Here is a 25,487-nt window from a genome sequence, read left to right as displayed (position 1 = left end):
TAAGACTAAACCTTGCGCGGCCCGCCGAGCGAACCGATGTCACGGTTCCGTGCCGGGCGGCAATCGTCTCCTCGCGAAACCCTGAGGCTCAGTGACCGATGTCCCATATATATTGGTACCCAGCGTCCGTCAGACAGTGGATGCCGTCGCACATCGAATTATCTAGGGCCAAGGCCCTCCCACGAAAAGAGTTTCAGCGGTGACCGATCAGAAGCCCGACGACCAGCCCACGCCGGCCAAGCTCCCCGGCGCCCCTGCCACGCCCAAGCCCGTGGCCCCTCCGGCCGCGTCCCGTTCCTTAGATGAGGCCAAACGGCACGGCACCGTTGCCGAGGACGGCCATGTGTACGTGACCTATCAGGGGGAACAGCTTCCGGTCGGCGCCTTTCCCGAGGCTTCGGCCGACGAGGCCCTGACGTACTTTGCGCGAAAGTTTACCGAGGTCGAGACCCAGGTCTCCCTCCTGGAGAATCGCATCGCCCAGGGAGCCGACGCCGATGCCGCCCGCAAGAACCTGGACCACGTCCGGGAGCAGCTCGCGGCCCGAACCATGGTCGGGGACATCGCGGATCTGGAACGCCGCGTCCACCAGTTGGAGGAGAAGATCGCCGACCGGGCGGAAGCCCAACAGGTCGAGGCCGAAGAGGCCAAGCGCCGCGCCGAGACCGAGCGAGAGGCCATCGTGAAAGCCGCCGAAGAGGTCGCCGCCCAGGACCCCTCACAAACCCACTGGAAGAATTCCAGCGCCAGGATGTCGGACCTCTTCGACACCTGGAAGGTCGCCCAAAAGCAGACCCGCCTTCCCAAACAGGTCGAAGACGCTCTCTGGAAACGGTTCCGCACGGCGCGCACCGTCTTCGATAAGAATCGACGGGCGTACTTCTCGCAGTTGGATCAGGACAACGCGAAGGCCAAAAAGGTCAAGGAAGGCCTCATCGCCGAGGCCGAAGCCCTGTCAGGCTCGACGGATTGGGGTGCCACCTCGGGTAAGTACCGGGACCTCATGGACCGCTGGAAGCAGGCCCCGAGGGCCTCGCGCAAGGAAGACGATGCCCTCTGGGCGCGTTTCCGCGCGGCCCAGGACGTCTTCTTCGACGCCCGTGCCGCCGCGAACGAGGAAACCGAGCAGGAGTTCCGAGAGAACCTGAAGGTCAAGGAGGCGCTCCTCGAGCGTGCCCGGGCGATTCTTCCGGTGACCAAGCCGGAAGAAGCCAAAGCGCGGCTCGCGCCGATTCTTGACGAATGGGACCAGGCCGGAATGGTTCCCCGAGGGGATCTCCGCCGCGTTGAAAACGAACTCAAGAAGGTCCAGCAGGCCATCGCCGACGCGGAACAGGCAGAGTGGGAGCGGTCCAACCCGGAGACCCAGGCCCGGGCCTCGTCCATGGAGATCCAGCTCCGGGAAGCCATCGCGGGTCTCGAGGCGGACCTCGAGAAGGCCGAGGCGGCCGGTGATCAGAAGGCAGCCGCCCAGGCCCGTGAGGCCCTGGAGGCACGTCGTCAGTGGTTGAGCCAGGTTTCTTCGGCAACGGACTAACACCTGCCGTCGGTTCACGGTGAAGCGCGGATCCGGAAGATTCTCCACAATCTTCCGGATCCGCGCTTTTTTGATCGAGATTCGGGTATGCCCTTCTCATGACTATTCCTCACCGTGACACCGCGTCGACGCCTCACCTCGCCGAAACCCTCAAGGGGCCCGGTCGGTTGATCCTGGCCGGTCGGGACCTCACCCAGGCCGAGGCACACGGGCTGGTCGCGCGGGGATTATTGGCCCACGTCCTGCGCGAGGTCTATTCGACGGTCCCGCCCAATCCGCAGGTGCGTGCCGCCGCCGTGGCGCACTATCTCAAGCCTCATAGCCAACGGGTCGCGATCATCCATCGGCTCACGGCCGCGTGGATCTACGGCTGTGCGGTCGCGCCGTTCTACGTCGAGTGCTCCGTGAATGGTCGTTCTGCCCACCGGTTCGGTGCCGACGAGATCCGCTATATTCGCCACCGATTCATGCGGTACTCGCCCTATGACGATCTGCGAATCGGCGACGTGCGCGTCACGACGCCATTGAGAACCTGCGTGGACCTCGCCGTTCACGACCCTGGCGCGCGAGGCGACGCCGCCCTGGCCACGATGCTGCGGGCGACCGACCTCGGGTGCCCGCCGCAGACGGTGTGCCTTGCCCTGAACGCGCTACCGCGACTGAAATTCCGGCAGCACGCCGTGCAACGCGTCCTGAGGCTCGGGCCTCCCCCGGATTCGGCCGCTACGCCGACGGCTGAGGCGTCGGCCGCGAACCGGTGATGCGGTAGACGTCGTAGACGCCGTCGATCCCGCGCACGGCATTGAGCACGTGGTCGAGATACCGCGGATCCCCCATCTCGAAGGAGAACCTCGAGATCGCCAACCGGGACACGTTCGTGTGGACGTTGGCCGAGAGGATATTCACGTGGCTCTCGGACAGGACCCGGGTCACGTCCGAGAGCAGGGACTTTCTGTCGAGCGCCTCGATCTGGATCTCCACCAGAAATACCGATGATTTGGTCGGGGCCCACCGAACGTCGATCCGCCGCGGGTCGTCCTTCGCGTGCCGCATGTTGGGGCAGTCCGACCGGTGCACCGAGATCCCGTGACCCCGCGTGACGATGCCGATGATGTCGTCCGGGGGCACCGGCGTGCAGCAACGGGCGAGTTTGGTATAGACGCCGTCGGCGCCCTTGACGATCACCCCGGAGTCCGCGAATTTGGGCCGGGCGTGGGTCGTGATCGAGGTTTCCTCTTCGAGGTCCTCTTCGGTGCCGACCTGTCCACCCAGCAGGTCGACAAGGCGATCGATCACCTCCTGGGCTTTGATCTGCCCTTCCCCCACGGCCTCGTAGAGAGCCGCCACGTCGTCCTTGTGGTGCTCCTCGGCGACCGACAGGAGCAGCTTGCTCGTGAGCAGTCGCTGCAGCGGAAGACTGTGCCGACGCATCGAGCGGGTGAGATTATCCTTGCCCTTTTCAATCGCCTCTTCGCGACGTTCCTTGGTCAGGTAGTGCCGAATCTTGGTTCGGGCGCGAGGGCTGGCGACGAATTTCAGCCAGTCCTCGCTGGGTCCGGCGTCCTCGGCCTTGGTGGTCAGGATCTCGATGCGATCACCGTGGTTGAGCTTCGAGGACAACGGAACCAGTTTTCCGTTGACCCGGGCGCCGATGGTGTGCTCGCCGATCTGCGTGTGGATCGAGTAGGCGAAATCCACCGGGGTCGAGCCGCTGGGAAGAGACAACACGTCCCCGGCCGGGGTGAAGACGAAGACTTCCTGCGCATTGACCTCGTAGCGCAGGGAGTCGAGGAATTCCGAGGAGTCCTTGGTCTCGGACTGCCAGGACATGAGCGATTGCAGCCACTTCATCGTGTCCGCGGAGTCTTCGGTGCGCCGACCGTTGGCCTGGGCCTCTCCCCTGGCGGCGGCCTTGTACTTCCAGTGCGCCGCGATGCCGTATTCGGCCTTCTGGTGCATCTCATGGGTGCGGATCTGCACCTCGACCGGACGGCCCGAGGGACCGATGACGGCCGTGTGCAGGGATTGGTACGTATTGAATTTCGGGACGGCGATGTAATCCTTGAAACGACCGGGCAGAGGCTTCCAGACCTCGTGGATCGCGCCCAATGCCGCGTAGCAATCGCGGACGGAGTCGACGAGGATCCGGATGGCCAGCAGGTCATAGATCTCGTCGAATTCTTTGTCTCGAAGAATCATCTTCTGATAAATCGAGTAATAGTGCTTGGGTCGTCCGGTGACCTCGCAGGTGATGTTCGACCTCGCCAGCTCGTCCCTGACCCCGGTGCGGATCTCTTGGAGTTGCCGCTCTCGCTCGGGCGTGCGATCGCCGACCATGCGCACGATCTCGTCGTAGATTCGCGGTTCGAGGGCCGCGAACGAGAGGTCCTCGAGCTCCCACTTGATGGTGTTGATCCCCAGACGATGGGCCAGGGGCGCAAAGATCTCCAAGGTCTCCTTGGCTTTGCGCGCGCTCGACTCCGGAGAGACAAATCGCCAGGTTCGGGCGTTATGCAGCCGGTCCGCGAGCTTGATCACGAGGACCCGGATGTCCTTGGCCATGGCGATGACCATCTTGCGGACGGTCTCCGCCTGGGCGTGCTCGCCGTAGGTCACCTTGTCGAGCTTGGTGACGCCGTCCACGAGGTCGGCGACCTCCTGGCCGAACTCTTCCGTGAGCTCCGCCAGGCTGTATTCGGTGTCTTCGACGGTGTCGTGCAGGAGCCCCGCGATGAGCGTCGCACCCGAGGCCCCCAGCTCGGCCAGAATCGTCGTCACCGCGACCGGGTGGGTGATGTACGGGTCCCCGCTCTTTCGCTTTTGGCCCGTGTGGTATTTATCCGCGACCGCGAAGGCGCGCTCGATGGCGGAAAAGTCCTCTTGCGGATTATTGGCCTTGACCGTCCTCAGCAAAGGGACAAGTACCGGTGAGACCGGTTTGGTGCGGTTCACGGCGGCGCTCGGATTCGACTCCGAACCGTGACCGTCCCCGTGGTCCGCCGACGCGGAGGCGCGCGGGAAGGCCCGGCGTTCCGGTGTCCTGGTGGACGCGGAAATGACTCTGTGGGTTCCGTGCCCGTCGTGCTGATCGGATCCTGCCAAAGTAAACTCCTACCCCTGTGATGGACCCAGTGTAGACCCAGGGCACGCGCGGTGAGACCACGGCACGGAAACCACCGGGTCGGCGCCCCGGCGTGCGGGACGGCGATCGTCCTTTCGGGACCTCAGCCCGTTCGATACCGCCGCCGACGCTCCGGTCTTCGTCAGACCACGGCCCCGCTGTCCGGCCCCTGGCGGCCGAACCGCCTCGAGCCGGTCTCCCGCGACTCGTCCCCACGAGCCGACGCCTCGGCGCCCGACCGACCGGCCGCGCTCGAGCCGGAACGCCCGGAACCGGATTCCTCCCGCTCCTGGCCCTTCTCGGGGCCGAACGCCTCCGGCAGGTCCTCCGGATCCGTTCCTTCGGTCCCGGTCTCGTGGCCGTCCCTGATCCGCCGGGCGTGTTCCTTGATCGGCTTCTCCCCTTGCCGCAGCGTCGCGTACAGCGGCGCTGACACGAAGAGGGTGCCGAGGGTGCCCATGATGATCCCGATGAACAACGCGAGGGAGAGATCCTGCAGGGTACCGGCGCCGAGCATGAAGGCCCCGATGAACAGGATCGAGCCGACCGGCAGGATCCCGACGACCGAGGTATTGATGGACCGAACCAAGGTCTGGTTGGTCGCCAAGTTGACCTCGTCCGCAAACGTCATCCTGGTATTGCGTTGATAGTCCTTGGTGTTTTCGCGGATCTTGTCGAAAACCACGACGGAGTCATACAACGAATAGGACAGGATCGTCAGGAAACCGATGATCGCCGACGGGGTCACCTCGAACCCCACGAGGGCGTACACCCCGGCGGTCGTGATCACGGTGAACAGGAGCCCCGCGATCGCGGACAGGGACATCTTGACGGTTCTGAAGTACAGCGCCATGCCGACGGTCGCGAGCACCACGAAAGCGATGAGGCCCCAGGTCGCCTGGCGCGTCACGCCCTGGCCCCAGGTCGGCCCCACGTAGGAAGAGGTCACGTCGTCGGAGCTCACCTTGTAGGCCTCCTGAAGGGCCTTCTTGACGGACAAGGTTTGGTCGTCGTTGAGCTGTTCCGTCTGGACGCGGATCGTGCCCGCGGCGATCTTGGTGACCTCGGTCTGCTTGGCACCCGCGTTCTGCGAGACGGCCTTCTCGCCGACCGCGATATCCGTGTTTTGCGTGTCGGAGACCGTGAATTCCGAGCCGCCCCGGAAGTCGATGCCCATTTTGAAGCCGCCAGTGAAGACCGGAATCAAGATGGCTATCACCACCAAGACCGCCGAAATGCCCAGCCAGAGCTTCTTCTTCGGGATGAAGGGGACGGAGGTCTTGCCGGTATAGAGGTTGCTACCGAGCTGTGCGAACTTAGGCATGATCGGATCCTTCGGGGTTCTCGCCGGTTGCGTCGTCGGTCGTGGTCTTCCGGTCGACGGAATCACCCTGCGCTTTCAGAGCCTCCGCACGACGCCGTTCGGCGATCGTCATCGGGCGAACCGCTTCTTCGCTTTCGGCGCCTCGACGCCGCCGCGAGGCCTTCGGGGCGTCTTCGGGATCCCTGAGCCGACCGGCACCGCGGTACAGCGGCACGTAGCCGAGGGCCTTGGCATCGAGGCCGGAATGCCGGTGGCCTTCACCGAAGAACCTGGTCCGCGACAGCAGAACCATCATCGGATGGGTAAACCAGAAGATCACCATGAGGTCCGCGATGGCCGTCAGGCCGAGGGTGAAGGCGAAGCCACGCACGTTGCCGACCGCCACGAAATACAGCACCACGGCGGCCAGGAGATTGACGCCCTTCGAGGCCCAGATGGTTCGACGCGCGCGAAGCCAGCCGTGGTCGATGGCCGATGGAACGCTTCGCCCGTCCCTGAGCCCATCCCTGATGCGTTCGAAGTAGACGATGAACGAGTCGGCGGTCTGGCCGATGGCCACGATCAGGCCGGCGACTCCGGCCAGGGACAAGCGATAATTCACGGCCCAGCCCAGGAGCGTGATCGCCTCGTAGGTGACCACGCCCGCGACCAACAGGGACGCGATCGTCACGAAACCGAGGAGTCGGTATTGGAAGAGGGAATAGATGCAGACCAGTAGCAGGCCGATGATGCCCGCGATGATGCCCATCTTCAGCTGGTCGGTGCCCAACGTTGCCGAGATCTGTTGCTCCGACTCGATGTGGAAGCTGATGGGCAGGGCGCCGTACTTGAGCTGTTCGGACAGGCCCTTGGCATCGTCCTCGGTGAAGTTGCCGGTGATTTGGGCCTTGCCATCGGAAATCACGGCCTGCGAACGAGGTGCCTGCAATACGCTGCCGTCGAGCATGATCGCGAAGGAGGCCTTGGGATCGTTTTGATTCTTGCCGTAGAAACCGTAGAGGCGCTCGGTGACGGTCTTGAAGACCTTCTTGGCGTGATCGTTGAAGGAGATATTCACGCCCCACTGGCCCGTGCTGACCCCGTTACCGGAGTCCACCTGGGAATAGCTGGCGTCGGAGATATCGGAGCCGTTCAGCTCGACGGGCCCCAACATGTATTTCTGCTGGCCGTCATCGGAACAGGCGACCACGGCCTTGTGGGGGTCCAGCTCGTCGTCCTTGCCCGGATGGGCCGCGCAGTCCCTGAGCTCGTATTGCTTTTGCAATTCCGGGGTGATCCACGCCGAGTCCGAGCCGTCCTTGGGCTCGCCCGAGGGCTTGGGCATCTTCGCGTAATCGGTGCGGCTCTCCTGGGGAACCGGCTTACCGTCGCTCTGCGCCAAAACGGAGCGGAAGGACATCTGGGCCGAGGCCTGGATCAGGTCACGCGTCTCTTGGCTGGGGACACCCGGCATCGAGACGACGACGTTGCGCCCTGACTGGGTGCTGACCTCGGCCTCGGAGACGCCCGTTCCGTCGACGCGCTGGCGGATGATGTCGACCGCCTGGTCGAGCTGGTCCTTGCTGATGTCCCCGCCGCCGTTGGTGGCCTTGGGCGAAAGGATCATCTCGGTTCCGCCGGACAGGTCGAGAGCCAATTTGGGGGTGGACTCACCACCGAGCTTTGCCGCCGACAGGCCGATGACCCCGCCGAGGACCACCACGATGGCGGTCAGCAGGATCAGGGCCTTTTTCGCACCCGACATTCTTGTATTCCGAGCCATGACGATTCCTGTGGATCACGACTCGAGGTGCCCGCCTGAGCGGGCACCTCGAGTTGGGTTGATGAGATTTCTAGCGGGAGGACCCATGGGGGAAGTCGTCGCCGCGATCATCGCGGAACCCCTCCGAGCCGTCCTGGCGGTATCCCGTGGGGCCGTCCTCGTCGACGACCTCACCGTTGATGCGCGGCGCGCGTCCCTCGGCGGAGGTGGAACCGGCGTCGTACCGGGGGTCCGTGGGGTTCTGAGCGGGGCGCTCCTGGGCGTCGGCCGCAGGTTCGGTCACGCCGTGTTCGGCGGCGGCGCGGGCTGCTTCCGGGGTGCCCGGGATCTGGCCGTTCTCGTCGAGAACCGTGGTCACGGCGCCCAAGTGGACGGTGATCTCGGTCTTGGGGGCGACCTCGATGACGGCGCGGTTGCTGGCGCGGTCCACCGAGACGATGGTGCCGAAGACACCGAACTGCGTCATGACACGGGTTCCGGGGACCATGGCCTCTTGGCGCTCGGCCATCTGTTGCCGCGCCTTCTTTTGACGGCGCATCGGAAGCACGAGGAAGACCACGACAACCACCAACATCAGTCCCAGAAGCAGGAAGTTCGAGCCTCCGCCGCCGCCTTCGGCGGCCTGGAGGCTCCCGGTGGAGTTGATGGTGGAAAGTAGCATGTGTTCCTCACGTCTTGAAGCTGGGCTGCCGGTCTTCCGGTCCGCTGTGGGACAGGATGGGCAGACCTTTCCAGTCTAGGGGAAGAGTCTGAATGCCGCGTGTTAGTTCGGGACGCTCACTCCGGCGCCTCGAGACCGAGGTGTTCCCACGCCGCGGGCAGCGCGACGCGCCCTCGGGGCGTGCGCCCCATGAGCCCTTCGCGGACGAGGTAGGGTTCGGCGACGGTCTCGACCGTCTCGGTCTCTTCTCCCACCGCGATCGCCAGCGTGGACAGACCCACCGGTCCCCCGCCGAATTTGTGAATCAGGGACTCCAGCACCGAGCGGTCCAATCTGTCGAGGCCGCGTGAATCCACCTCGTACATGTCCAAGGCCGCCGACGCCGCCCTAGCATCGATGTGGTCGATCTCGTTGACCAGCGCCCAGTCGCGAACGCGCCGGAGCAGGCGATTGGAGATACGCGGTGTTCCGCGGGACCGGGAGGCGATCTCGTGGAACCCTTCCGTGGTGATACTCAGGTCGAGCAGGCCGGCGGATCGGCGGAGCACGAGTTCCAGCTCGGCGACCTCATAGAACTCCAGATGGCCGGTGAATCCGAAGCGATCCCGCAGGGGGCCCGGGAGGAGCCCGGCGCGCGTCGTCGCCCCGACCAGCGTGAAGCTGGGCAGCTCCAACGGGATCGAGGTCGCGCCCGCGCCCTTGCCGACCACGATGTCCACGCGGAAATCCTCCATGGCCATGTACAGCATTTCCTCGGCCGGTCGCGACATCCGGTGGATCTCGTCGAGGAACAACACCTCGCCGGGAGTCAGGGAGGAAAGAATCGCCGCGAGATCTCCCGAATGCTGGATCGCCGGCCCCGAGCTGATGCGTAGCGGCGCGCCCATTTCCTCGGCGATGATCATCGCCAAGGTGGTTTTTCCCAGGCCGGGAGGGCCGGACAGCAACACGTGGTCGGCGCTTCGCCCCCGCAGACGCGATGCTTCCAGGACCAGGGACAGTTGCTGACGGACCCGCTTCTGCCCCACGAAATCGTCCAGGGCCTTGGGGCGCAACGCGGCTTCGATCGCTTTGTCCTCGGGCTCGACCTCCGCGTCCACGAGCCGGTCTTGCCCCTGTCGCTGCTGGCCCGGCAGGTGTTGGGCGTCGTTCTCGGGGAATTGCTGAGTCATCTTTTCCTCTCCGGCAGACTATTTGGCCCGGTGGCCCATGGCGTTCGCGCGGCCCAGCCCGGCCAGGACGTTGCGCAGGGCCTCGGCCACGGTCAGGGACGCGGCCTCGGGAGAAGAATCCACGAAGGCGTCGACGGCGCTCACGGCGTCCTTTTCGGTCCACCCGAGGCCGACCAACGCGTCCAGGACCTGCCCCCTCCACGTGGGCCCCTGAGAGGCCGTGCCGGAATCCGACGCCGGTTCCGATTCGGATTCCGGGTCGGGCAGCACGAGCTTTCCCGCCAGCTCCAGGACGATGCGTCGGGCGCCCTTGGGTCCGATGCCGGGCACCTTGCTGAAGGCTTTGTCGTCCCCGGCGGCGACCGCACGGGATACCTCGACCGGCGAATAGACGGACAGAACGGCCAGCGCGATGCGCGGCCCGATGCCCGAGACGGAGAGCATGGTCGTGAAGACTTCGCGCTCCTCATTGTCCCGGAATCCGAACAGCGTGAGGGAGTCTTCCTTCACGATCAGGGAGGTTTCGACTCGAGCGTGCTCGCCGAGCCGGAGCGTAGCCAGGGTTCCCGGCGTTGCGTGGAAGAGCATGCCGACACCGCCGACCTCGACGACGGCCTCGTGAAGACCCACGTGGGTCACGGTCCCAGACAAAGAAGAAATCATGGATCCACCCTATTCGAACACAGATACGAATGACACTTCATCACGCCCCTGTGGACGATTCGTGTCCTGGCGGAATCTCACCGACCGCGGCGTGACTTCTCTTCGGCGACCTTCCAGGCGCGTTGCGCAGGGGTCATGCCGCCGGAGGCTCGCGACCGCGGCACGGATCCCTGATGGGTTTGGACCCCGTTGCTCATGTTGAGGCCCGTCCCGATGATTCCTGAGCGCCACCCGTGGCAGATCGCCAGGGCGAGGGCGTCGGCGGCATCGGCGGGTTTGGGTACCGTCTTCAGGTCCAAGATACGGGTGACCATGCGGCCGACGGAACCCTTGTCGGCTCGCCCGCTCCCGGTCACCGCGGCCTTAACCTCCGAGGGGGTATGCCAGGCCACCGGAATCCCGGCGGCCGCGGCGGCGGCGATGACCACCCCGGACGCGTGAGCCGTTCCGATCACGGTGTTCACGGATTCTTGCGCGAAGACGCGCTCGATGGCCATGACATCGGGCGAGTAGGTCTCGATCCACCCTTGCATGGCCCGCTGGATGTGCAGGACCCGCGCGTCGAGGGGATCCGCGGCCTGCGTGCCCGCGACGCCCGCATCGACGTACCGGGCCTTGCGGTTTCCGGTCATGTCGACCACGCCGAAACCGCAACGGGTCAGACCGGGGTCAACGCCCAGAATGCGCAGGGGCCCGCTCGAGGCCGTCGAAGAGACGGCCCCGAGCGGGGCCGAAGAGGCGGGGGTCATGCGAAGGTCCCGTGCGTGCTAGTCGTCGGCTTCGAGCTCGGCCAAGACCTCGGGGGAAATATCCGCATTCGAGTAAACGCTCTGGACGTCGTCGAGGGCCTCCACGGCATCGGCCAAGCGCAGGAATTTCCGGGCGCCGTCGGCGTCCAGATCGACGGTCATGGTAGGACGCCACTGGGGGTCGTCGTTGTTGTACTCGAGTTCGGCCTCGTCCAGGGCCTTGCGAATCGCGTTAAGATCCGAGGCCTCCGAAATCACCTCGAAGACCTCGTCTTCTTCCTTGACCTCGTCCGCCCCGGCGTCGAGAACGGCCATGAGGAGATCGTCCTCGGTCAGGCCGTCCTTCTTGGCGACCTCGACCACGCCCTTACGCTCGAACATGAATGAGACGGATCCGGGATCGGCCATGGTGCCACCGCTGCGGGTCACGGCCGTGCGCACCTCGGCGGCCGCGCGGTTCTTATTGTCCGTCAAGCACTCGATGTAGAGCGCCGATCCCTGAGGCCCACGGGCTTCATAGAGGATTTCCGCGTAGTCGATGACCTCGCCGGTCAGCCCCGCGCCGCGCTTGACGGCCCGGTCGATGTTGTCGTTCGGCACCGAGTTCTTCTTGGCCTTGGAGATCGCCAGATCCAGGGCAGGGTTTCCGGAGATGTCGGCACCGCCCATGCGGGCAGCGACCTCGATGCCCTTAATGTACTTGGCGAAGGCCTTGGCGCGCTTGGCGTCGATCGCGGCCTTCTTGTGTTTGGTGGTGGCCCATTTGGAGTGACCCGACATGAATGTGCTCCTCGATATAGACGTTGACGTGACGCGGAACTGCCTCGTGATGACCGACGCTACCGAATCGGCGCACCGTCTTAACCGACGGCGCTGGGGCGATCGATGGGCCAGTCCGCGATGAACTCCGGGGTCCATTGTAACGGTGGGGCACCTTCACCCCCGCACCGAGCGGGTCCCCCGGGGTCCAGAAGACCGCTAACGAGGGCGGGATGCGGCGACCCCGCGGGCCCTGGTGGGCAGGGTGTCGTCGATATCTGCCGGTTGGAATTGCCCGTACTTTTTCTCGGCGGCGTGCCTGATCAGGTAATCGGAGATCACCGGGTTCTTCGGCAACAGGGACCCGTGCAGGTAGCTGCCGATGACGTGGTGCACGCGCGCGCCCTCGCCGTCATCGTCGAGATTATTTCCGTCACCCTTGGTCACGGTCCCGAGGCGTTGGACGTCGCCGTCCAGATACGTGAGCCCCGAGTGGTTCTCGTAACCGACGATCGTGCCAAACTCCTCGGACTCGAGCACGATGTTGCCGATCAGCCGTTGCTCTCCGCCGATGGTGTGCGCATTGAACAGACCGATGCCTTCCAGCGACTCGCCCCCAACGGTCCGGAATTCCTTCCCGAACAGTTGGTACAGGCCGCAGATCACCAGCATCGGGGTTCCGGCCTCGGCGTCCTCCCGCAGTTTCGGGGCGATGCGGTGCAAATCATCCTGGATCACGGTCTGCCCGGAGTCTTGGCCTCCGCCGCCGACCAGAATGTCGTACTCCTCCGGGAAGACGTCGCCCGGGTTGTAGTCGATGATCTCGACGTCGAATCCGTGCTGACGGGCGCGGCGGGAGAGCGAGAGCACGTTGCCCCAGTCGCCATAGATGTTCATGTCCCGCGGGTACAGCTGGAGAATGGTGAGCTTCTGAGTCGTCATCCGATGTCGTCCACCTTCGTGATCTTGGCGAGTTCGCGGCGCAGGGCCAGCATCGAGGTATAGGTGCAAAAGACGCGCATCGGCTGATCCCCGGACCCCCGGATGAACTCGTCGAGAGCGCTGCGGAGTTCGGTGTTCACGGCACCAACGGGCACGTCGTCGTGCTCGAGACGCAAGGCCATGTCGTAGGCGCGCGTGCCCGAGACGACGTCGACTCCCCCGTGGCGCAACGAGTCAAAGTCCACGTCCCAGAGCCAGGAGACGTCGCGGCCGTCGGCGTATTCGTCGTTGATGGTGATCATGGTCGCGTAATCTTGCCCGGTGGCCGAGGCCAGCGAGAGACGGAACCCCGCGGGGTTTTTAACCAGCAACAATTGCAGGCTGCGACCGCCGATCGTCACGGATTCCCCTCGACCGAAGGCCGGCGTGACCTCGCCGAGTTCCCGGAGAAGGGCGGGCTCGTCGACCTCGTCGCCCAGGATCTCCCTGGCCACGGCCACGGCGCCGGCCGCGTTGTAGATGTTGTACATCCCGTAGAGATTGATCGTCGCGGAGACCTCGCGGTCGCCGAGGAGGAGGTTCGTCGTGGTGCCCTCGAAGGACGAGAGGGTGACCGCCGCCTCGGGAAGGTCCTCGGCCTGCTTGGCCTGGCGTTTGTCGCGCATCTCGTCGTCGGAAGGGAACTTGGAACGCAACTGCGGCGAGAGGCCGTAGTAGGCGACCTGTGTGCCGGCCGACAGGTCCTGAGAGATACCGCGGATCCGAGGGTCTTCCCGGTTGAGGACGACGGTTCCCGTGGTGGCCTGGGCGACCTTGGTCAGCATCTTGCGGGTCGTGTCGATTTCGCCGAACCTGTCCAGCTGATCTCGCATGACGTTCAGCAACAAGGCGTACCTCGGTTGCACCAACTTCACGAAGTGCACCGCGTGCGCCTCGTCGAGTTCCAGAACCGCGATGTCGGCGTCGAGCTCTCCCTTGAGGTTCATCTCCGCCAACAGCGCCGCGGCCACCCCGCGCACGAAATTGGATCCGGTGCGGTTGGTAAACACCTTGAGGCCCTGAGCCTCCAGCAGCTGAACCGTCATCTTGGTGGTGGTGGTCTTGCCGTTGGTTCCGGAAACCACCACGACCCCGCGCGGGAGCTTCTTCAAGACGCGGGGCACGAAGTCCGGATCCAGCTTTTCCATCACCAGCCCGGGGAAGGCCGAGCCGCCGCCGCGTAGCGATGACGCATACCGAATACCCTGGCCGATCAGTCGCGTCGCAGGTCTGAAGATCACTGGTCTTGGCATGGGATCAATCCTAACCCGCATGCCCCGTGGATGTTTGCCATGATGATGGGATGAATCACCTGCACGAGGCGACAAGGGTCGAGTTGCCCGAAGAACCGTTCATCTGGCGCGACGTGTCCTGGCACGAGCGCCACCCTCTGATCCGGTACGAGACCATCCGCGACGGCCTGCCCACCGGAGAACGTCACACCGCGAGCCTCGGACCGGGTGACCTCTTTCCCTTCCTCCGGACGGGAGACGGGCCCGCGTCGGGAATGTGGTGCAACGGCTTCGCCCACGCGGAGTTCGACGAGGACGGTGCGGCGCGATTCCGACAGGTTCCGTGTCCCAAATCCAACCGCATCGCCAAGGGGCAACAGTGTCCACTGTGCCTGCATCTGGATCGATTCCTCCCGATTCACCGGGCCCACCGTGGGGCCCAGCTGACCGAGGCCGCCCGGGCCTATGTGGATCGTCCGCATTGGCTCTACGTGGCCACCTTCCCGGATGGATCCTCCAAGGTGGGCACGGCTCACGAGCGCTCCAAGACGTCTCGCCTCGATCAGCAGGCGGTGGCGTGCGCCCGCTACGTCGCGTTGGCCCGCGACGGCCGGACGGTTCGCGACCTGGAAGACGCCGTATCCCGCGCCCTGAAGCTGACCCAGGTCAAACGGGTCGCGGCGAAATTGGCCGGCTGGTTAAGCCCCCTGGCCGAGGAATCCATCGTGCGGAACCACGAACGGGTCGTCTCGCAGGTGCGAGACTTCCTGGACGAACTCGACGTCGAGGAATTCTCCGCGGTGGATGAACCCTGGCGACCGGGCGAATTCTCCGAGCCTTTCATGGCGCATGTGTCGAACGGGACGATGTGGGAGGCCGGCTCGCTCGGCGAGGATCGCGGCGGCGACCGCCGCATCGCCTCCGGTTCCGGGCCGTTCCTCCTGACCGGGCCGTCCAGGTCCGATCCGGGCGGCCCGCCCGCGGGTCCCGAGGTTCCGTCCCTGATGAATATGTCTTCTGTGAAGAACAGGGCGTGTCGCGTGCTCCCCGCCCCGAATTCCCGGGCGGAGGAGCAGATCCGACTCTTCTGAGAACGGACCCGACCGAATCCCCGGGCATATCCTGGACGACATGCCTTCAGACAACGCGTTCGCTTCCGCCCCCGCCGCCTCGAATCCCCTTCGCCGAGTCACCGCCTACACCGGTTCGGCCGCCGGGGTGGACCCCGTCTATTCCGAGGCAGTGCGACGACTGGGTGTCGCCCTGGCCGGCCGCGGTGTCGGCGTCGTCTACGGTGGCGGCAAGGTGGGGCTCATGGGCATTCTCGCCGATTCGGTCATGGCCGTCGGAGGGAAGGTCTCCGGCGTGATGCCCCGTGCCCTGGCCGATGCGGAGATCGCCCACGAGGGGCTCACGGACTTGGAGATCGTGCAGGACATGCACCAACGCAAGAATCGAATGGCCGAACTCGGGAACGCTTTCATCGCCCTCCCGGGAGGAGCCGGCACCCTGGAAGAGCTGTTCGAGACCTGGACGTGGCAGCATCTCGGCCTGCATGCCAAACCGGTTGCCCTATACAACGTCAAGGGCTTTTGGAACCCCCTCCTGGACCTCCTGGATCACATGGTCGAGGAGGGCTTCCTGCGTCAGGAACTGCGAGACTCGCTCATCGTCGAGTCCGAACCCGCTCCCCTGCTGGAAGCGTTGGCGCAGTGGCATCCCGCGACGCCCAAGTGGGACCGTCAGGGCTGACCGGTCGGCTTTCCACAGCAAGGCTCGCCGCAGCCCGTGGCCGCGCTCAGCTCGCGGGCCCGGCGTTCTCCGTCGGCCAGGAGCCGGCGACCAGACTACGGATCTGGTCCAGTGTCTGCGTGACGGCCTTGGTCCCGGCGACGATCGGCAGGAAGTTGGTGTCCCCGTTCCATCGGGGCACGACGTGCTCGTGGAGGTGGGCCGCGATGCCCGCGCCGCCGACCTTGCCCTGGTTCATCCCGATATTGAAGCCCGCGGCGTTGGAGGTCTGGCGGAGAACCCTCATCGCGGTTTGGACGCAGGCCGACATTTCCGCCGTCTCCTCCGGGTCGATCTCGTCGAATTGCGCGACGTGCCGGTACGGACAGACCAAAAGATGCCCCGGGTTATAGGGGTACAGGTTCAACACGACGAAGACCTTCTCGCCGCGGTGGACGATCAGGGATTCTTCATCGGTCCGCTCGGGCGCGGCGCAGAATGGACAGGATTTTTCCGTGTAGTCCTTCTGCCCTCCCGCGACGTACGCGCGACGATGCGGCGTCCACATGCGTTGGAACGCATCGGGGACGCCGGGAAGCACAAAGTCGTCGGTCGAATAGTCAGGATTGTCCGTCATGTCCCCAGCTTAGGCGGTTCGCGGGCCGGAGTGAGGTCTTCGCCGCACGCATCGCGCGCCCACGTCGTGTCGCCCTTCTGTCCCGGGGTATATGTTGGGTGACATGCGCGCTCTTTCCGAATCCGAGATCAGGAACAGCTTCGAGAACTGCAGTCACGGTGAAGCGCAACGCCTTCACCTGCCGGCGCACTGGGACCGGTCGGATTGGCAGTCCATGGCGTTTTTGGGGTGGATCGATCCGAAGTCTCCGCATCGCGGCTACGTGGTCGTGGACTCCCCTTCTGGCGCACGCGGCATCGTTCTTCACCGGGTCCAGCATCGGGGGCGACCGACCGCCCAGATGTGCCAGTTCTGCCTGACCCTGCACGGCGGAACGGGCGTGTCCATGTATTCCGCGGCCCGACCGGCCACCAAGAAGGAACGCTACTCGTCCCTGGGCACTTACCTCTGTTCGGACCTGGGATGCTCGGAGTACACCGTGGGCTCCAAACGCCCCGAGGGAATCCGCCAGATGGAAGAGACCATGACCATCGAGGATCGCAAGGAGCGGACCACCGACAACGTCCGGCGTTTCATCCAGCGCCTGAGCGATCGTCGGGGTCGGTAACGCTCAAACCCGCAGGAAACACGAAAGGCCGCGGAACCCGAGGGTTCCGCGGCCTTTCTCCTCGCGCGCGGTGAGTTACTCCGCGTCGGCGGTGACGGCCGTGGGGTCGAGGTTCACCCGTTCGGTCACGTGCTCGACGATCCGGGCCACGGCCTGATCGACGGGGACCCCGTTGTCCTGCGATCCATCGCGGAACCGGAAGGAAACGGCGCCGTTGTCGGCGTCTTCCCCGCCGGCGATCAGCACAAAGGGAGCCTTCTCCTTCGAGGCGTTGCGGATCTTCTTGGGGAAACGGTCCGTACCGTAATCGACCTCGACGCGGATTCCCTGCGCGGTGAGCTTTGCGGCGATCTCCCCCATGTAGTCGTTGAAGGCCTCGGCCACCGGAATCCCGATGACCTGGACCGGCGACAACCATGCCGGAAAGGCGCCGGCGTAGTGCTCGGTCAGCACGCCCATGAAGCGTTCGATCGAACCGAACTTGGCCGAGTGGATCATCACCGGTTCTTGTCGGCTACCATCGGCCGCTTGGTACTCGAGCCCGAAACGCGACGGCTGGTTGAAATCGTACTGGACCGTGGACATCTGCCACGTGCGCCCGATCGCGTCCTTGGCCTGGACCGAGATCTTGGGGCCGTAGAACGCGGCCCCGCCCGGATCGGGAACGAGCTCCAGCCCGGTCTCACGGGCCACGTTTTCCAGGATCTCGGTGGCCTCGTCCCACTGCTCATCCGTGCCGATGAATTTGTCCTTCTTGTCCCCCTCGGTCGCCCGCGTGGAGAGCTCAAGGTAGAAGTCGGTCAGGCCGAAGTCCGTCAGCAACGACAGCATGAAGTTCAGCAGGTGCCGCACCTCATCCGGTGCCTGTTCCTTGGTGACGTAGCTGTGCGAGTCGTCCTGGGTGATCATCCGGACGCGGGTCAGGCCTTGAAGCACGCCGGACTTCTCGTCGCGATACACGGTGCCGAATTCGAAGAAGCGCAGCGGCAATTCGCGATAGGACCGGCCGCGAGCGCGGAAGATCTCGTTGTGCATCGGGCAGTTCATGGCCTTCAGCCGGTAGTCGCCGTTGTCCAGCTCCATGGCCGGGAACATGCCTTCGGAATAGTACGGAAGGTGTCCCGAGGTGTAGAAGAGGTCTTCCTTCGCGATGTGAGGGGTTCCGACGTACTGGAAACCCTCGGCGATGTGGCGGTCTCGGACGTAGTTTTCCATCTCCCGTTTGATGACCCCGCCCTTGGGGTGGAAGACCGGCAGGCCCGGCCCGATGGTCTTGGGGAACGAGAAGAGATCGAGCTCTTCTCCGAGCCGGCGGTGATCGCGGCGCTCGGCTTCGGCGATGCGTTCCTTGTAGGCCACCAGCTCGTCTTTGGTCGGCCAGGCGGTTCCGTAGATGCGCTGAAGCATCGGGTTCTTCTCGGAGCCCCGCCAGTATGCTCCGCCGGAGCGCGTGAGGGCGTATCCGTTGGCGATGAGCTTGGTATTGGGCAGGTGGGGGCCGCGGCAGAGGTCCTTCCAGACCGTCTCCCCCTTGCGATCGACGTTGTCGTAGATCGTGATCTCGCCTTCGCCGACCTCGACGCCAGCTCCTTCGGCAGCGTCCGCCCCCGAGCCGGGTCCTTGGCTCAGGCCGAGGAGTTCCAGCTTGTAGGGCTCGGCGCTCATTTCCTCGAGGGCTTCCTCGTGGGTGACCGTGCGTCGCCGGAAGGTTTGGCCGGACTTGACGATCTTCATCATCGATTTTTCGAGCTTCTTGAGGTCTTCCGGGGTGAAGGTCTCCTCGACGTCGAAGTCGAAGTAGAAGCCGTCGGTGATGTAGGGCCCGATGCCGAGTTTCGCGTCGGGTCGCATGGCCTGTACGGCTTGGGCCATGACGTGCGCGGTCGAGTGGCGGAGGACCTCGAGGCCTTCCGGCTGGTCGATCGTGACGGGAATGACGACGTCGCCGTCGACGAGCTCGGTGGACAAGTCCTTGAGGGCGTCATTGATGCGGGCCACGACGATGGTGGGCTCGTCCTGGAAGAGGTCCGCGGCGGTGGTGCCCGTGGTCACCTGCTGGGGCTCGCCGTGGACGGTGATCTGCAGGGATTCGGCCGGATTCTCGGCCATGGACACTCACTCCTAGAGTCGTTTGGGCGCACGCCGATACCTGGGGCGTGCGGTTGAGAGTAGTCCCCGTTCTCCGGGGACGTGGCGATTCTACCTGTTCTACGCCTGCGTCGGCCGCCGGTATCCTCGTGCTCAGCTACGTCAGTGAGGAGTGCCATGAATTCGTCGTCCGCCACCAATGCCCACGATCCGCTGAAGTTTTACTTGGATAAGTCTCATCCGGAGGCGTGGAAGGCTATCGGTGCGTTGAGCGTTGCGTCCGCGAAGGCGGCCCGCCAGGCGGGTTTGGATCGCGAGATTGTCGAGTTGATTTGTCTCCGCGTCTCGCAAATCAACGGGTGCGCGTATTGCCTGAATGTTCACACGCAACGGGCGCTGCGGGCCGGCGTGAGCGATCAACGCCTCGCCCTCCTGCCGGCTTGGGAAGACAGCGATGTCTATTCGGAGGTGGAGAGGGCGGCGTTGTTCTTGGCGGAGGCGGTGACCCGGTTGCCGTCTTCGGAAGATCGGGACTTTGCGCAGCAGGTCAGCGCAGGGGTTTTGACGGACGACCAATTCGGGGCGGTCCAGTGGCTCGCGATTACGATGAATGCAACGAATCGCATTTCGATCATGTCCCATCACCCCGTTCCCCGAGCCGATTGGTGAGGTCGCCTTGAGCAATCTGGAATCCAGCCCCCGAGAGGCCGTCTGCGCCAGCGACCCGAAGTATGGTTCTTTCGCGGACGGCCTGAGAGACGGCGTGACGATGCATGAGTGCGGCAGCGGTGTCGTGGAGATTTTGGAGCCTCGCGCGGTGCCCCTCGGTGGGCCACGCGCGATGACGGTTCAACGCTCGCTCCCGCAACGCTCCCGTTCCCTCATCGGTGCCTGGTGCTTTGTGGATTCTTTCGGACCGGACGACGTCGCGGTGACCGGCGGGATGAAGGTTTCGCGGCATCCTCACACGGGCTTGGCCACGGTGTCGTGGCTCTTCGACGGGGCGATAGACCACGTGGATTCCGCGGGGAACTCCGCGGCCGTACTGCCCGGGGAGGTCAACCTCATGAATGCCGGGCGCGGCATCACGCACTCCGAGTTCTCCACCGCGGAGACCACCGACCTGCACGGCGTGCAGCTGTGGTATGCGTTCCCCGACGCGGCACGGTTCTCCGAGCCGGGGCTGGAGTCCTTCCACCCGGAGCCGGTCGAGGGCGACGGTTTTCGGGCCAGGGTCTTCTTGGGATCGCTCTTGGGTCGCACCTCCCCGGTATCGACGTTTATCCCTCTGACCGGCGCGGAGATTCGGCTCGAACCATACGCTCGGGTGCGGATCCCCGTGCCCGCCGATCACGAGCACGGGGTGTTGCAGGTCGTCGGCCCTCCCCTGGTCGACGGCGTGGAGATTCCGCACGGAGGCATCGGGTATGTGGCGGCCGGGAGGTCGTCCGTGGAGGTCTCGGCGGGTGCCTCGCCGGCGACGATCCTTTTTCTCGGCGGTGAGCCCCTTCGCGAGCAGATCGTGATGTGGTGGAACTTTGTGGGTCGCAGCCACGAGGAGATCGCCGAATGGCGGGCTCGGTACATGGCGGAGATGGGCTTCGACTCCGTGGAGGAGACCGATGCGGGCCCTCGTGTCGATCGCGAGGAGCGTCAGTTCGGTTCTTTCCCGCCGGACACGCCCGCTCCCATTCCGGCCCCGGCCCTTCCCCATGCGCGGTTGAAGCTCAGGGGGTGAGTCAACCCCCGACGCGCGGTGGGGCCTGGGCTTTCCGGTGAGGGAAGGCCCAGGCCCCGTGCGTCGGTCTCGCCGCCTGGCGTCCCGTGTGTATCAGTACGGCAGGTCGTACATGGCACTGTCCCCTGCCTCGGGCGTCCGGTTCGGGTCTCCGACCATCATGTAGAAGTTCATCTCGGTTCCTTCCCGGTCAGTGAAGCTCAAGGTGTACCGCCCGGAGGGCAACTGCGGCAGGACTCCACCCTGAAGCTGGAGTTCGCCGGCCTGGTTCTTTCCGAAGGTGGCCTCCGTAGGAACGGTAACGGGCTTTTGGGTCGCCGCATCCTTATACGTCACGTTGACTTCAGGATGGTCCCCCTCGGGAATCACATAGGTGCTCTCCGGATTGAATGTAATAGCGTCATTTCCCTCATTCTCGGTGTAGACACCGTGCGGCCCCGAGTTATTCATGGATTCTTCATCCGGTAAAGCGGCCATTGCGGTTTCCGCACTGTAAATGCTTCCCGCATGGATTTGAGGCAAGGTACTGGGCTTTCCGTCGCTCCCGAGGAAGCGGGGTTCGTCGGGGTTCTCTCCCGAGGCCCCCTTGAGGAGGGGCCCTTGGAACTGGACCATCTCTGATCCCTTGGCGGCCTTCAGGGTCGCGTTCTCACCCAGATCGGCCACTCCGTCGCGGACCTCCACGAAGTCCTTCTGTCCGGTGCTACCGTCGCCGACGTCAACCTGATAGGTTCCGTCCGGCGCAGCCACCGGCAGGTGGTTCTCGGGGTCGGGGACCCGCAACTGGAAGCTCGTTGCCCCCAGCCCCTGCTGGATCACGGGGGACCACGTCGGTCCGGTTCCGCGGCCCGAGGTGTATCCGAGAGGGGCCGTACCGTGCTGTTCCAACCATGCGGTGCGGTTCTCGCTGTTTGCGGTCGTGTCCTGTCCGGCCACTTGGGCCGACGGTGCGGGTTCCTGAGCGTTGGCGGGCAGAGCCCCTAGGCCGGCCACACTGCCGAGGCCTAGCGCGAGCGCCGCGAGACCTGCGGCGGCGGGTCGTGCGAATGATGTCCGGTTGGTCGTGTGGTTCTGCATGGGTTCTTTCCTCTTTCCGAGGCCGTTGCGGCCTCTTCCGTGATGAGTTCCCCTGGCGGCGCCTTTTCCGCAACCAGCTGTTTCCACCGTATCGACGCAGCCCACGGATCAGGTTAAGAATCCATCACGATCCTCAAATTTTCATATTCATTTTTCATATACTCCCAGAACGCCCGTTTAGCGACGGTCCTGCGCTTTTTATAGATACAAATGAGCCCATTGTTGAGGATTTTTCGATACGTCAATCATTTCGAGACACTATCGTGATGGTTTCGTTATGCAATCCTTCGGGTATGGCGACGGATTTCTTCGGGCACCGGGGTCTCACCCTCCACCATCTTGGTCAGGTCCCAGGCCCTCTCCGCGGTCAGCGATATCCCCCGCGGACCGGTTCGCCGGGTCTTTCCCTTGATCAGGAGCATGGCCGTGCCGAACAGATCGGGCCCGGAAAGAGCCTGGGCCTCGTCGAAGAATGCCGCGTCCACGCATCCCGTTCCGTCATCGACCGAGATGAAGACCACCCGTTTCCCGTTTTTCATCGGCGGGGTCATCGTCGAGACGCGGACCCCCACGACCCAGACTTCGGAAGAGTTCCGGCAGCGGATCAGATCAACCGCCCTCGTCAGCGGCCATCCCTCCAGTCGATGGCGGTACCCTGCCATCAGATGCGCGGAGACATCCAGGCTCAACAGATCCAGCTCGGTGCGCAGGGTCGCGGGGAGATCGCTCGTGTCCCGGTCCCGGTACGGTGTTTCGTGGCAGGCCCCCAGCGGAAGGGCGAGCTGAAGCGGAACGCCCGCCGCTTGGCCGACCTCCCCAGCGGCACCGCGCTCCTCCCGTCGTCCCGCGAGCGCCGCGGGTGCCTTCTGTATCAGCTCGACGCCGCGGAATACGGAGGCGTCGAGGGCTCCGACCTTCGCGAGGCGGTCGAGGGTAGGTCGATGGGGACGCGCGCGAGCGGTGAGGTCGGCCACCGAGGTGTAGGGGGCATGGGCGATCATGCGGTCGACTTCCGCCCGGTTGATTCCCGCAAGTTGCGTCAACGGTAGGCGGATCCCCCAGCGGGATCCGTTCGGCAGGGGTTCGACCCGGTAGCTTTTGTCCGATCGGTTGACGTCGATCGGGAGGAGCTCGATGCCCAAGCGGCGCGCCTCCCCCAGAAGGAGTCGCTGAGGGTACATGCCGGGGTCGTGTTCGAGGATTCCGGTCATGAAGTGCGCCGGGTAGTGGGTTTTGAGCCAGGCCGACTGGTATGTGGGAATGGCGAAGGCCGCCCCGTGGGCCTTACAGAATCCAAAGGATCCGAAGGACGCGAGCGCGGACCAGGTTTTGTCGATGACCTCTGGCGCGTACCCGTTACTTTTCGCGCGGTCGCGGAAATACGATTCAACCTCGTGTTCAGCGTGGCTGCCGAGTTTTCGGCGGAGTTCATCCGCTGAGGCCAGGCCGCAGCCCGTCATGGTGCTCAGGACGTTGAGGACCTGTTCGTGGAAGACCATGACCCCGCCGGTTTCCTCGAGGTATGGGACGAGGTCTTCTTCGATGTAGTGGGGGCTCGCGAAACCGTGTCGGGACTCGAGGTAGGGGCGCACCATGTCCGACTGCATGGGGCCGGGACGGAAGAGGGAGATGTCGATGATGAGGTCTCCGACGCTGCCCGGTTGCATTTTTCCGATCAGTTCCCGTTGGCCGGGGGATTCGATCTGGAAGCACCCCAGGGTCTGGGTCGATCGGATGAGGTCGAAGGTGGGCTCGTCGTGAGTGTCGATGGCGTCTAGGTCAGGGGCGCTGCCTTCGGTGCGCTCGATCTCCTGGAGGGTGTAGGCCATCGAGGACTGCATGCGGACGCCCAGGATGTCGAGTTTGAGCAGGCCCATGGGGTCCATGTCGTGTTTGTCGAATTGGCTCATGGGCAGGCCCATTCCTGATGCCTGTACCGGGGTGCGTCGCAGCAGGGAGGAATTGGAGAGGATCACGCCGCAGGGATGCATCGAGAGATGGCGGGGAAGCCGGTCGAGTCGTTCCGTGAGGTCGATCAGCAGGTTGACCGCGGGGTCTCGTTGGGTTTCGCGTTTGAGCTCCGCGAGTTCGGGTTTCACGTCGAGGAGTTCGCGCAGTTGCCCGGCCGGTATCCGCCAGATGGTTTTGGCGATGCGGTCGGTCTTGTCCGGGGAGAGCCCAATGGCGCGCGCCGCGTCACGCACGGCTCCCCGGGCGCGGTAGGCGTTGTGCATGGACATGAGGCTGACACGGTGATCCCCGTAGTGGTCGAAGACGGCGCGGTAAATCTCGTGCCGCCGGGCCGATTCCACGTCGATATCGATGTCGGGCAGGGTGGAGCGTTGGTCCGAGAGGAAACGTTCGAAGACCAGGCCGTATTCGAGGGGGTCCACCACGGAGATATTCAGGAGGTAGTTGACGAGGGAGGAGACCCCCGACCCTCGGGCCGCGTGACGGATGCCGAGGGACTCGATCAGCCGTGAGACGTGCGCGACCGTCAGGAAATACGAGCAGAACCCGAGGTTTTCAATGGTGCGGAGCTCGCGATCGAGTCGTTGCCGGGGCGTTTCCCGGTCGGTCGCGGCCAGTCCCGGGCCCTGGACCACTCGGTTCACGGAGGGGCCATAGATTCGATGGAGCGCGGCCTCGCAACGCCCCCTGAGTTCCTCCGAGGGGGAACTGGTCACGCCGGCAAGGTGGGCCTCGGGGACGGTGGGCGTTCCGTAGCCCATGTCTGTGGCGGGGTTCAGGGCACACCGGTGGGCCAGTTCGGAGGTGGCGGCGAGCAGGTCAGCCGCGGTGATGCCGGTGTCCGCCGCGCGGGCGATGTCTGTGGCAATTCGGCGCATCTCCCCCGGAGATTTGAGCCATCCTTGCCCGTTGGCCTGCTGGTTCCTCGCCCCGAGTTCGGTCAGTCCCCGGGCGGCGTCGAGGATATCCGCGGTCACGGCTTGGTCTTCGGTGGCGTATCGGGCGGCGTTGCTGACGACGGCCCGGATCCCGCATTCTCGGGCGAGGCCCAGCATGCGGGCGGCGTGGGCGGTGCTTCTGGGTGCGCCGGGGCGGGTCAGGTGACTCACGAGGTGCACGCGCAGGCGCGAGGCGCCCACGAGGCGTTTCCAGTCTTTCATCGCGGATCGGGCCGACCGATAGTGACGGGCCGCCGCGAGCCGTCCGACATCGGATTCCGGGCCCAGCAGGATGACGAAATGGCCTTCCCCCATCGCGACGGCGCGACCCAGATCGGCTGCCGTGAGATAGGGCCGGTCATCGAGGCCGCGCCCTTGGGGGTGCTCTTGCAGGGCATGGGCCCGCGTCACGAGGTGGCAGAGGTCCCCGTAGCCGGCGCCGGCGTCGTGCCCCTCCGCGAGGACGCCGATGCGCCCGGTGATCTTTTCCCGTGAGGGATTCGCGAGCGCGAAGTCCACCCCGACCACGGGCTCCAGCCCGTGGTCCAGGCAGGCTCCGACGTGTTTGACGGCGCCGTAGAGGCCGTCGCGATCGGTGATTCCCAGGTGTGTGGCCCCGTGGGAGGCGGCGGTCGCAGCGAACTCCGAGGGTTCGGAGACCCCGTAGTGCGAGCTGAAGGCGCTGTAGGCGACCAGGTGAGGGAAATTCACCCCTTAATCGAACACATGTTCGAATATT

21 protein-coding genes are annotated in these 25,487 nt (G+C 64.7%); 7 read left to right on the top strand and 14 right to left on the bottom strand.

From position 1 onward, the window contains the following. The first annotated feature begins 199 nt into the window (after positions 1-199). Complete coding sequence (locus tag CURSPS6_RS03445; RefSeq protein ID WP_051687588.1) at positions 200-1,537, top strand: DUF349 domain-containing protein; 1,338 nt, start codon at positions 200-202, stop codon at positions 1,535-1,537. 98 nt (positions 1,538-1,635) lie between these two features. Continuing rightward, on the top strand, positions 1,636-2,298 hold the full coding sequence (locus CURSPS6_RS03440) for a hypothetical protein (protein WP_030014155.1): 663 nt from the start codon (positions 1,636-1,638) through the stop codon (positions 2,296-2,298). Here the strand turns inward: CURSPS6_RS03440 and CURSPS6_RS03435 are convergent. The 10 genes from CURSPS6_RS03435 to CURSPS6_RS03390 all read right to left on the bottom strand — a co-directional run bounded on the left by CURSPS6_RS03435 (position 2,261) and on the right by CURSPS6_RS03390 (position 13,982). After that, complete coding sequence (locus tag CURSPS6_RS03435; protein WP_035810503.1) at positions 2,261-4,489, bottom strand: RelA/SpoT family protein; 2,229 nt, start codon at positions 4,487-4,489, stop codon at positions 2,261-2,263. The genes CURSPS6_RS03440 and CURSPS6_RS03435 overlap by 38 nt on opposite strands. Positions 4,490-4,800: 311 nt before the next feature. Next, positions 4,801-5,982, bottom strand: coding sequence for a protein translocase subunit SecF (gene secF / locus CURSPS6_RS03430; RefSeq protein ID WP_082470016.1), 1,182 nt, complete (start codon positions 5,980-5,982; stop codon positions 4,801-4,803). Further along, entirely contained in the window at positions 5,975-7,744 is a 1,770-nt protein-coding gene (gene secD / locus CURSPS6_RS03425; protein ID WP_051687587.1) for a protein translocase subunit SecD, read from the bottom strand. Before secD ends, secF begins: the two co-directional genes overlap by 8 nt. A gap of 70 nt (positions 7,745-7,814) precedes the next feature. Next, entirely contained in the window at positions 7,815-8,405 is a 591-nt protein-coding gene (gene yajC, locus CURSPS6_RS03420; protein WP_051687586.1) for a preprotein translocase subunit YajC, read from the bottom strand. Between the two features lie 116 nt (positions 8,406-8,521). Continuing rightward, positions 8,522-9,577, bottom strand: coding sequence for a Holliday junction branch migration DNA helicase RuvB (gene ruvB, locus CURSPS6_RS03415; protein ID WP_035810153.1), 1,056 nt, complete (start codon positions 9,575-9,577; stop codon positions 8,522-8,524). A gap of 18 nt (positions 9,578-9,595) precedes the next feature. Beyond that, on the bottom strand, positions 9,596-10,240 hold the full coding sequence (gene ruvA / locus CURSPS6_RS03410; RefSeq protein ID WP_030014147.1) for a Holliday junction branch migration protein RuvA: 645 nt from the start codon (positions 10,238-10,240) through the stop codon (positions 9,596-9,598). A gap of 77 nt (positions 10,241-10,317) precedes the next feature. Continuing rightward, complete coding sequence (gene ruvC / locus CURSPS6_RS03405; RefSeq protein WP_030014145.1) at positions 10,318-10,989, bottom strand: crossover junction endodeoxyribonuclease RuvC; 672 nt, start codon at positions 10,987-10,989, stop codon at positions 10,318-10,320. 18 nt (positions 10,990-11,007) lie between these two features. Beyond that, entirely contained in the window at positions 11,008-11,769 is a 762-nt protein-coding gene (locus CURSPS6_RS03400) for a YebC/PmpR family DNA-binding transcriptional regulator (RefSeq protein ID WP_030014144.1), read from the bottom strand. 198 nt (positions 11,770-11,967) lie between these two features. Next, a complete protein-coding gene (locus CURSPS6_RS03395; protein WP_030014143.1) occupies positions 11,968-12,690 on the bottom strand; it encodes a type 1 glutamine amidotransferase in 723 nt (240 codons plus the stop codon). After that, on the bottom strand, positions 12,687-13,982 hold the full coding sequence (locus CURSPS6_RS03390) for a Mur ligase family protein (protein ID WP_030014141.1): 1,296 nt from the start codon (positions 13,980-13,982) through the stop codon (positions 12,687-12,689). The genes CURSPS6_RS03395 and CURSPS6_RS03390 overlap by 4 nt, the downstream gene beginning before the upstream one ends. 50 nt (positions 13,983-14,032) lie before the next feature. On the opposite strand from CURSPS6_RS03390, the gene CURSPS6_RS03385 reads away from it, so the two are divergent. Next, positions 14,033-15,052, top strand: a complete 1,020-nt coding sequence (locus tag CURSPS6_RS03385; protein ID WP_051687585.1) for a hypothetical protein — start codon at positions 14,033-14,035, stop codon at positions 15,050-15,052. 40 nt (positions 15,053-15,092) lie between these two features. Continuing rightward, positions 15,093-15,713 carry a TIGR00730 family Rossman fold protein gene (locus CURSPS6_RS03380; RefSeq protein ID WP_030014138.1) on the top strand — a complete coding sequence of 207 codons (621 nt, stop codon included), beginning with the start codon at positions 15,093-15,095 and terminating at the stop codon, positions 15,711-15,713. Between the two features lie 46 nt (positions 15,714-15,759). On the opposite strand, the gene CURSPS6_RS03375 is transcribed toward CURSPS6_RS03380, so the two are convergent. Beyond that, a complete protein-coding gene (locus CURSPS6_RS03375) occupies positions 15,760-16,329 on the bottom strand; it encodes an HIT family protein (RefSeq protein ID WP_030014137.1) in 570 nt (189 codons plus the stop codon). Positions 16,330-16,432: 103 nt separating this feature from the next. On the opposite strand from CURSPS6_RS03375, the gene CURSPS6_RS03370 reads away from it, so the two are divergent. Then, the gene (locus CURSPS6_RS03370; protein ID WP_030014136.1) at positions 16,433-16,936 is read left to right on the top strand and encodes an FBP domain-containing protein; all 504 of its coding nucleotides are present in this window, start codon (positions 16,433-16,435) and stop codon (positions 16,934-16,936) included. A gap of 75 nt (positions 16,937-17,011) precedes the next feature. On the opposite strand, the gene thrS is transcribed toward CURSPS6_RS03370, so the two are convergent. Next, complete coding sequence (gene thrS, locus CURSPS6_RS03365; protein WP_030014135.1) at positions 17,012-19,045, bottom strand: threonine--tRNA ligase; 2,034 nt, start codon at positions 19,043-19,045, stop codon at positions 17,012-17,014. A 156-nt stretch (positions 19,046-19,201) separates the two neighbouring features. Between thrS and CURSPS6_RS03360 the strand changes: the two genes are divergently transcribed. Both CURSPS6_RS03360 and CURSPS6_RS03355 read left to right on the top strand, forming a co-directional pair. Beyond that, positions 19,202-19,693, top strand: a complete 492-nt coding sequence (locus CURSPS6_RS03360; protein ID WP_030014134.1) for a carboxymuconolactone decarboxylase family protein — start codon at positions 19,202-19,204, stop codon at positions 19,691-19,693. A gap of 7 nt (positions 19,694-19,700) precedes the next feature. Next, the gene (locus CURSPS6_RS03355) at positions 19,701-20,762 is read left to right on the top strand and encodes a pirin family protein (protein WP_030014133.1); all 1,062 of its coding nucleotides are present in this window, start codon (positions 19,701-19,703) and stop codon (positions 20,760-20,762) included. A 93-nt stretch (positions 20,763-20,855) separates the two neighbouring features. On the opposite strand, the gene CURSPS6_RS03350 is transcribed toward CURSPS6_RS03355, so the two are convergent. Then, entirely contained in the window at positions 20,856-21,839 is a 984-nt protein-coding gene (locus tag CURSPS6_RS03350; RefSeq protein ID WP_030014131.1) for a hypothetical protein, read from the bottom strand. Positions 21,840-22,114: 275 nt separating this feature from the next. Next, a complete protein-coding gene (locus tag CURSPS6_RS03345; protein WP_051687584.1) occupies positions 22,115-25,459 on the bottom strand; it encodes a DNA polymerase III subunit alpha in 3,345 nt (1,114 codons plus the stop codon). Positions 25,460-25,487 lie beyond the last annotated feature (28 nt).

Origin of the sequence: Curtobacterium sp. S6 (genome assembly GCF_000710345.2) — a bacterium.
GTDB lineage: Bacteria > Actinomycetota > Actinomycetes > Actinomycetales > Micrococcaceae > Rothia.
Note: the sequence above shows the minus strand (reverse complement) of the source record. Positions and strands in the feature narration are given on the sequence as shown.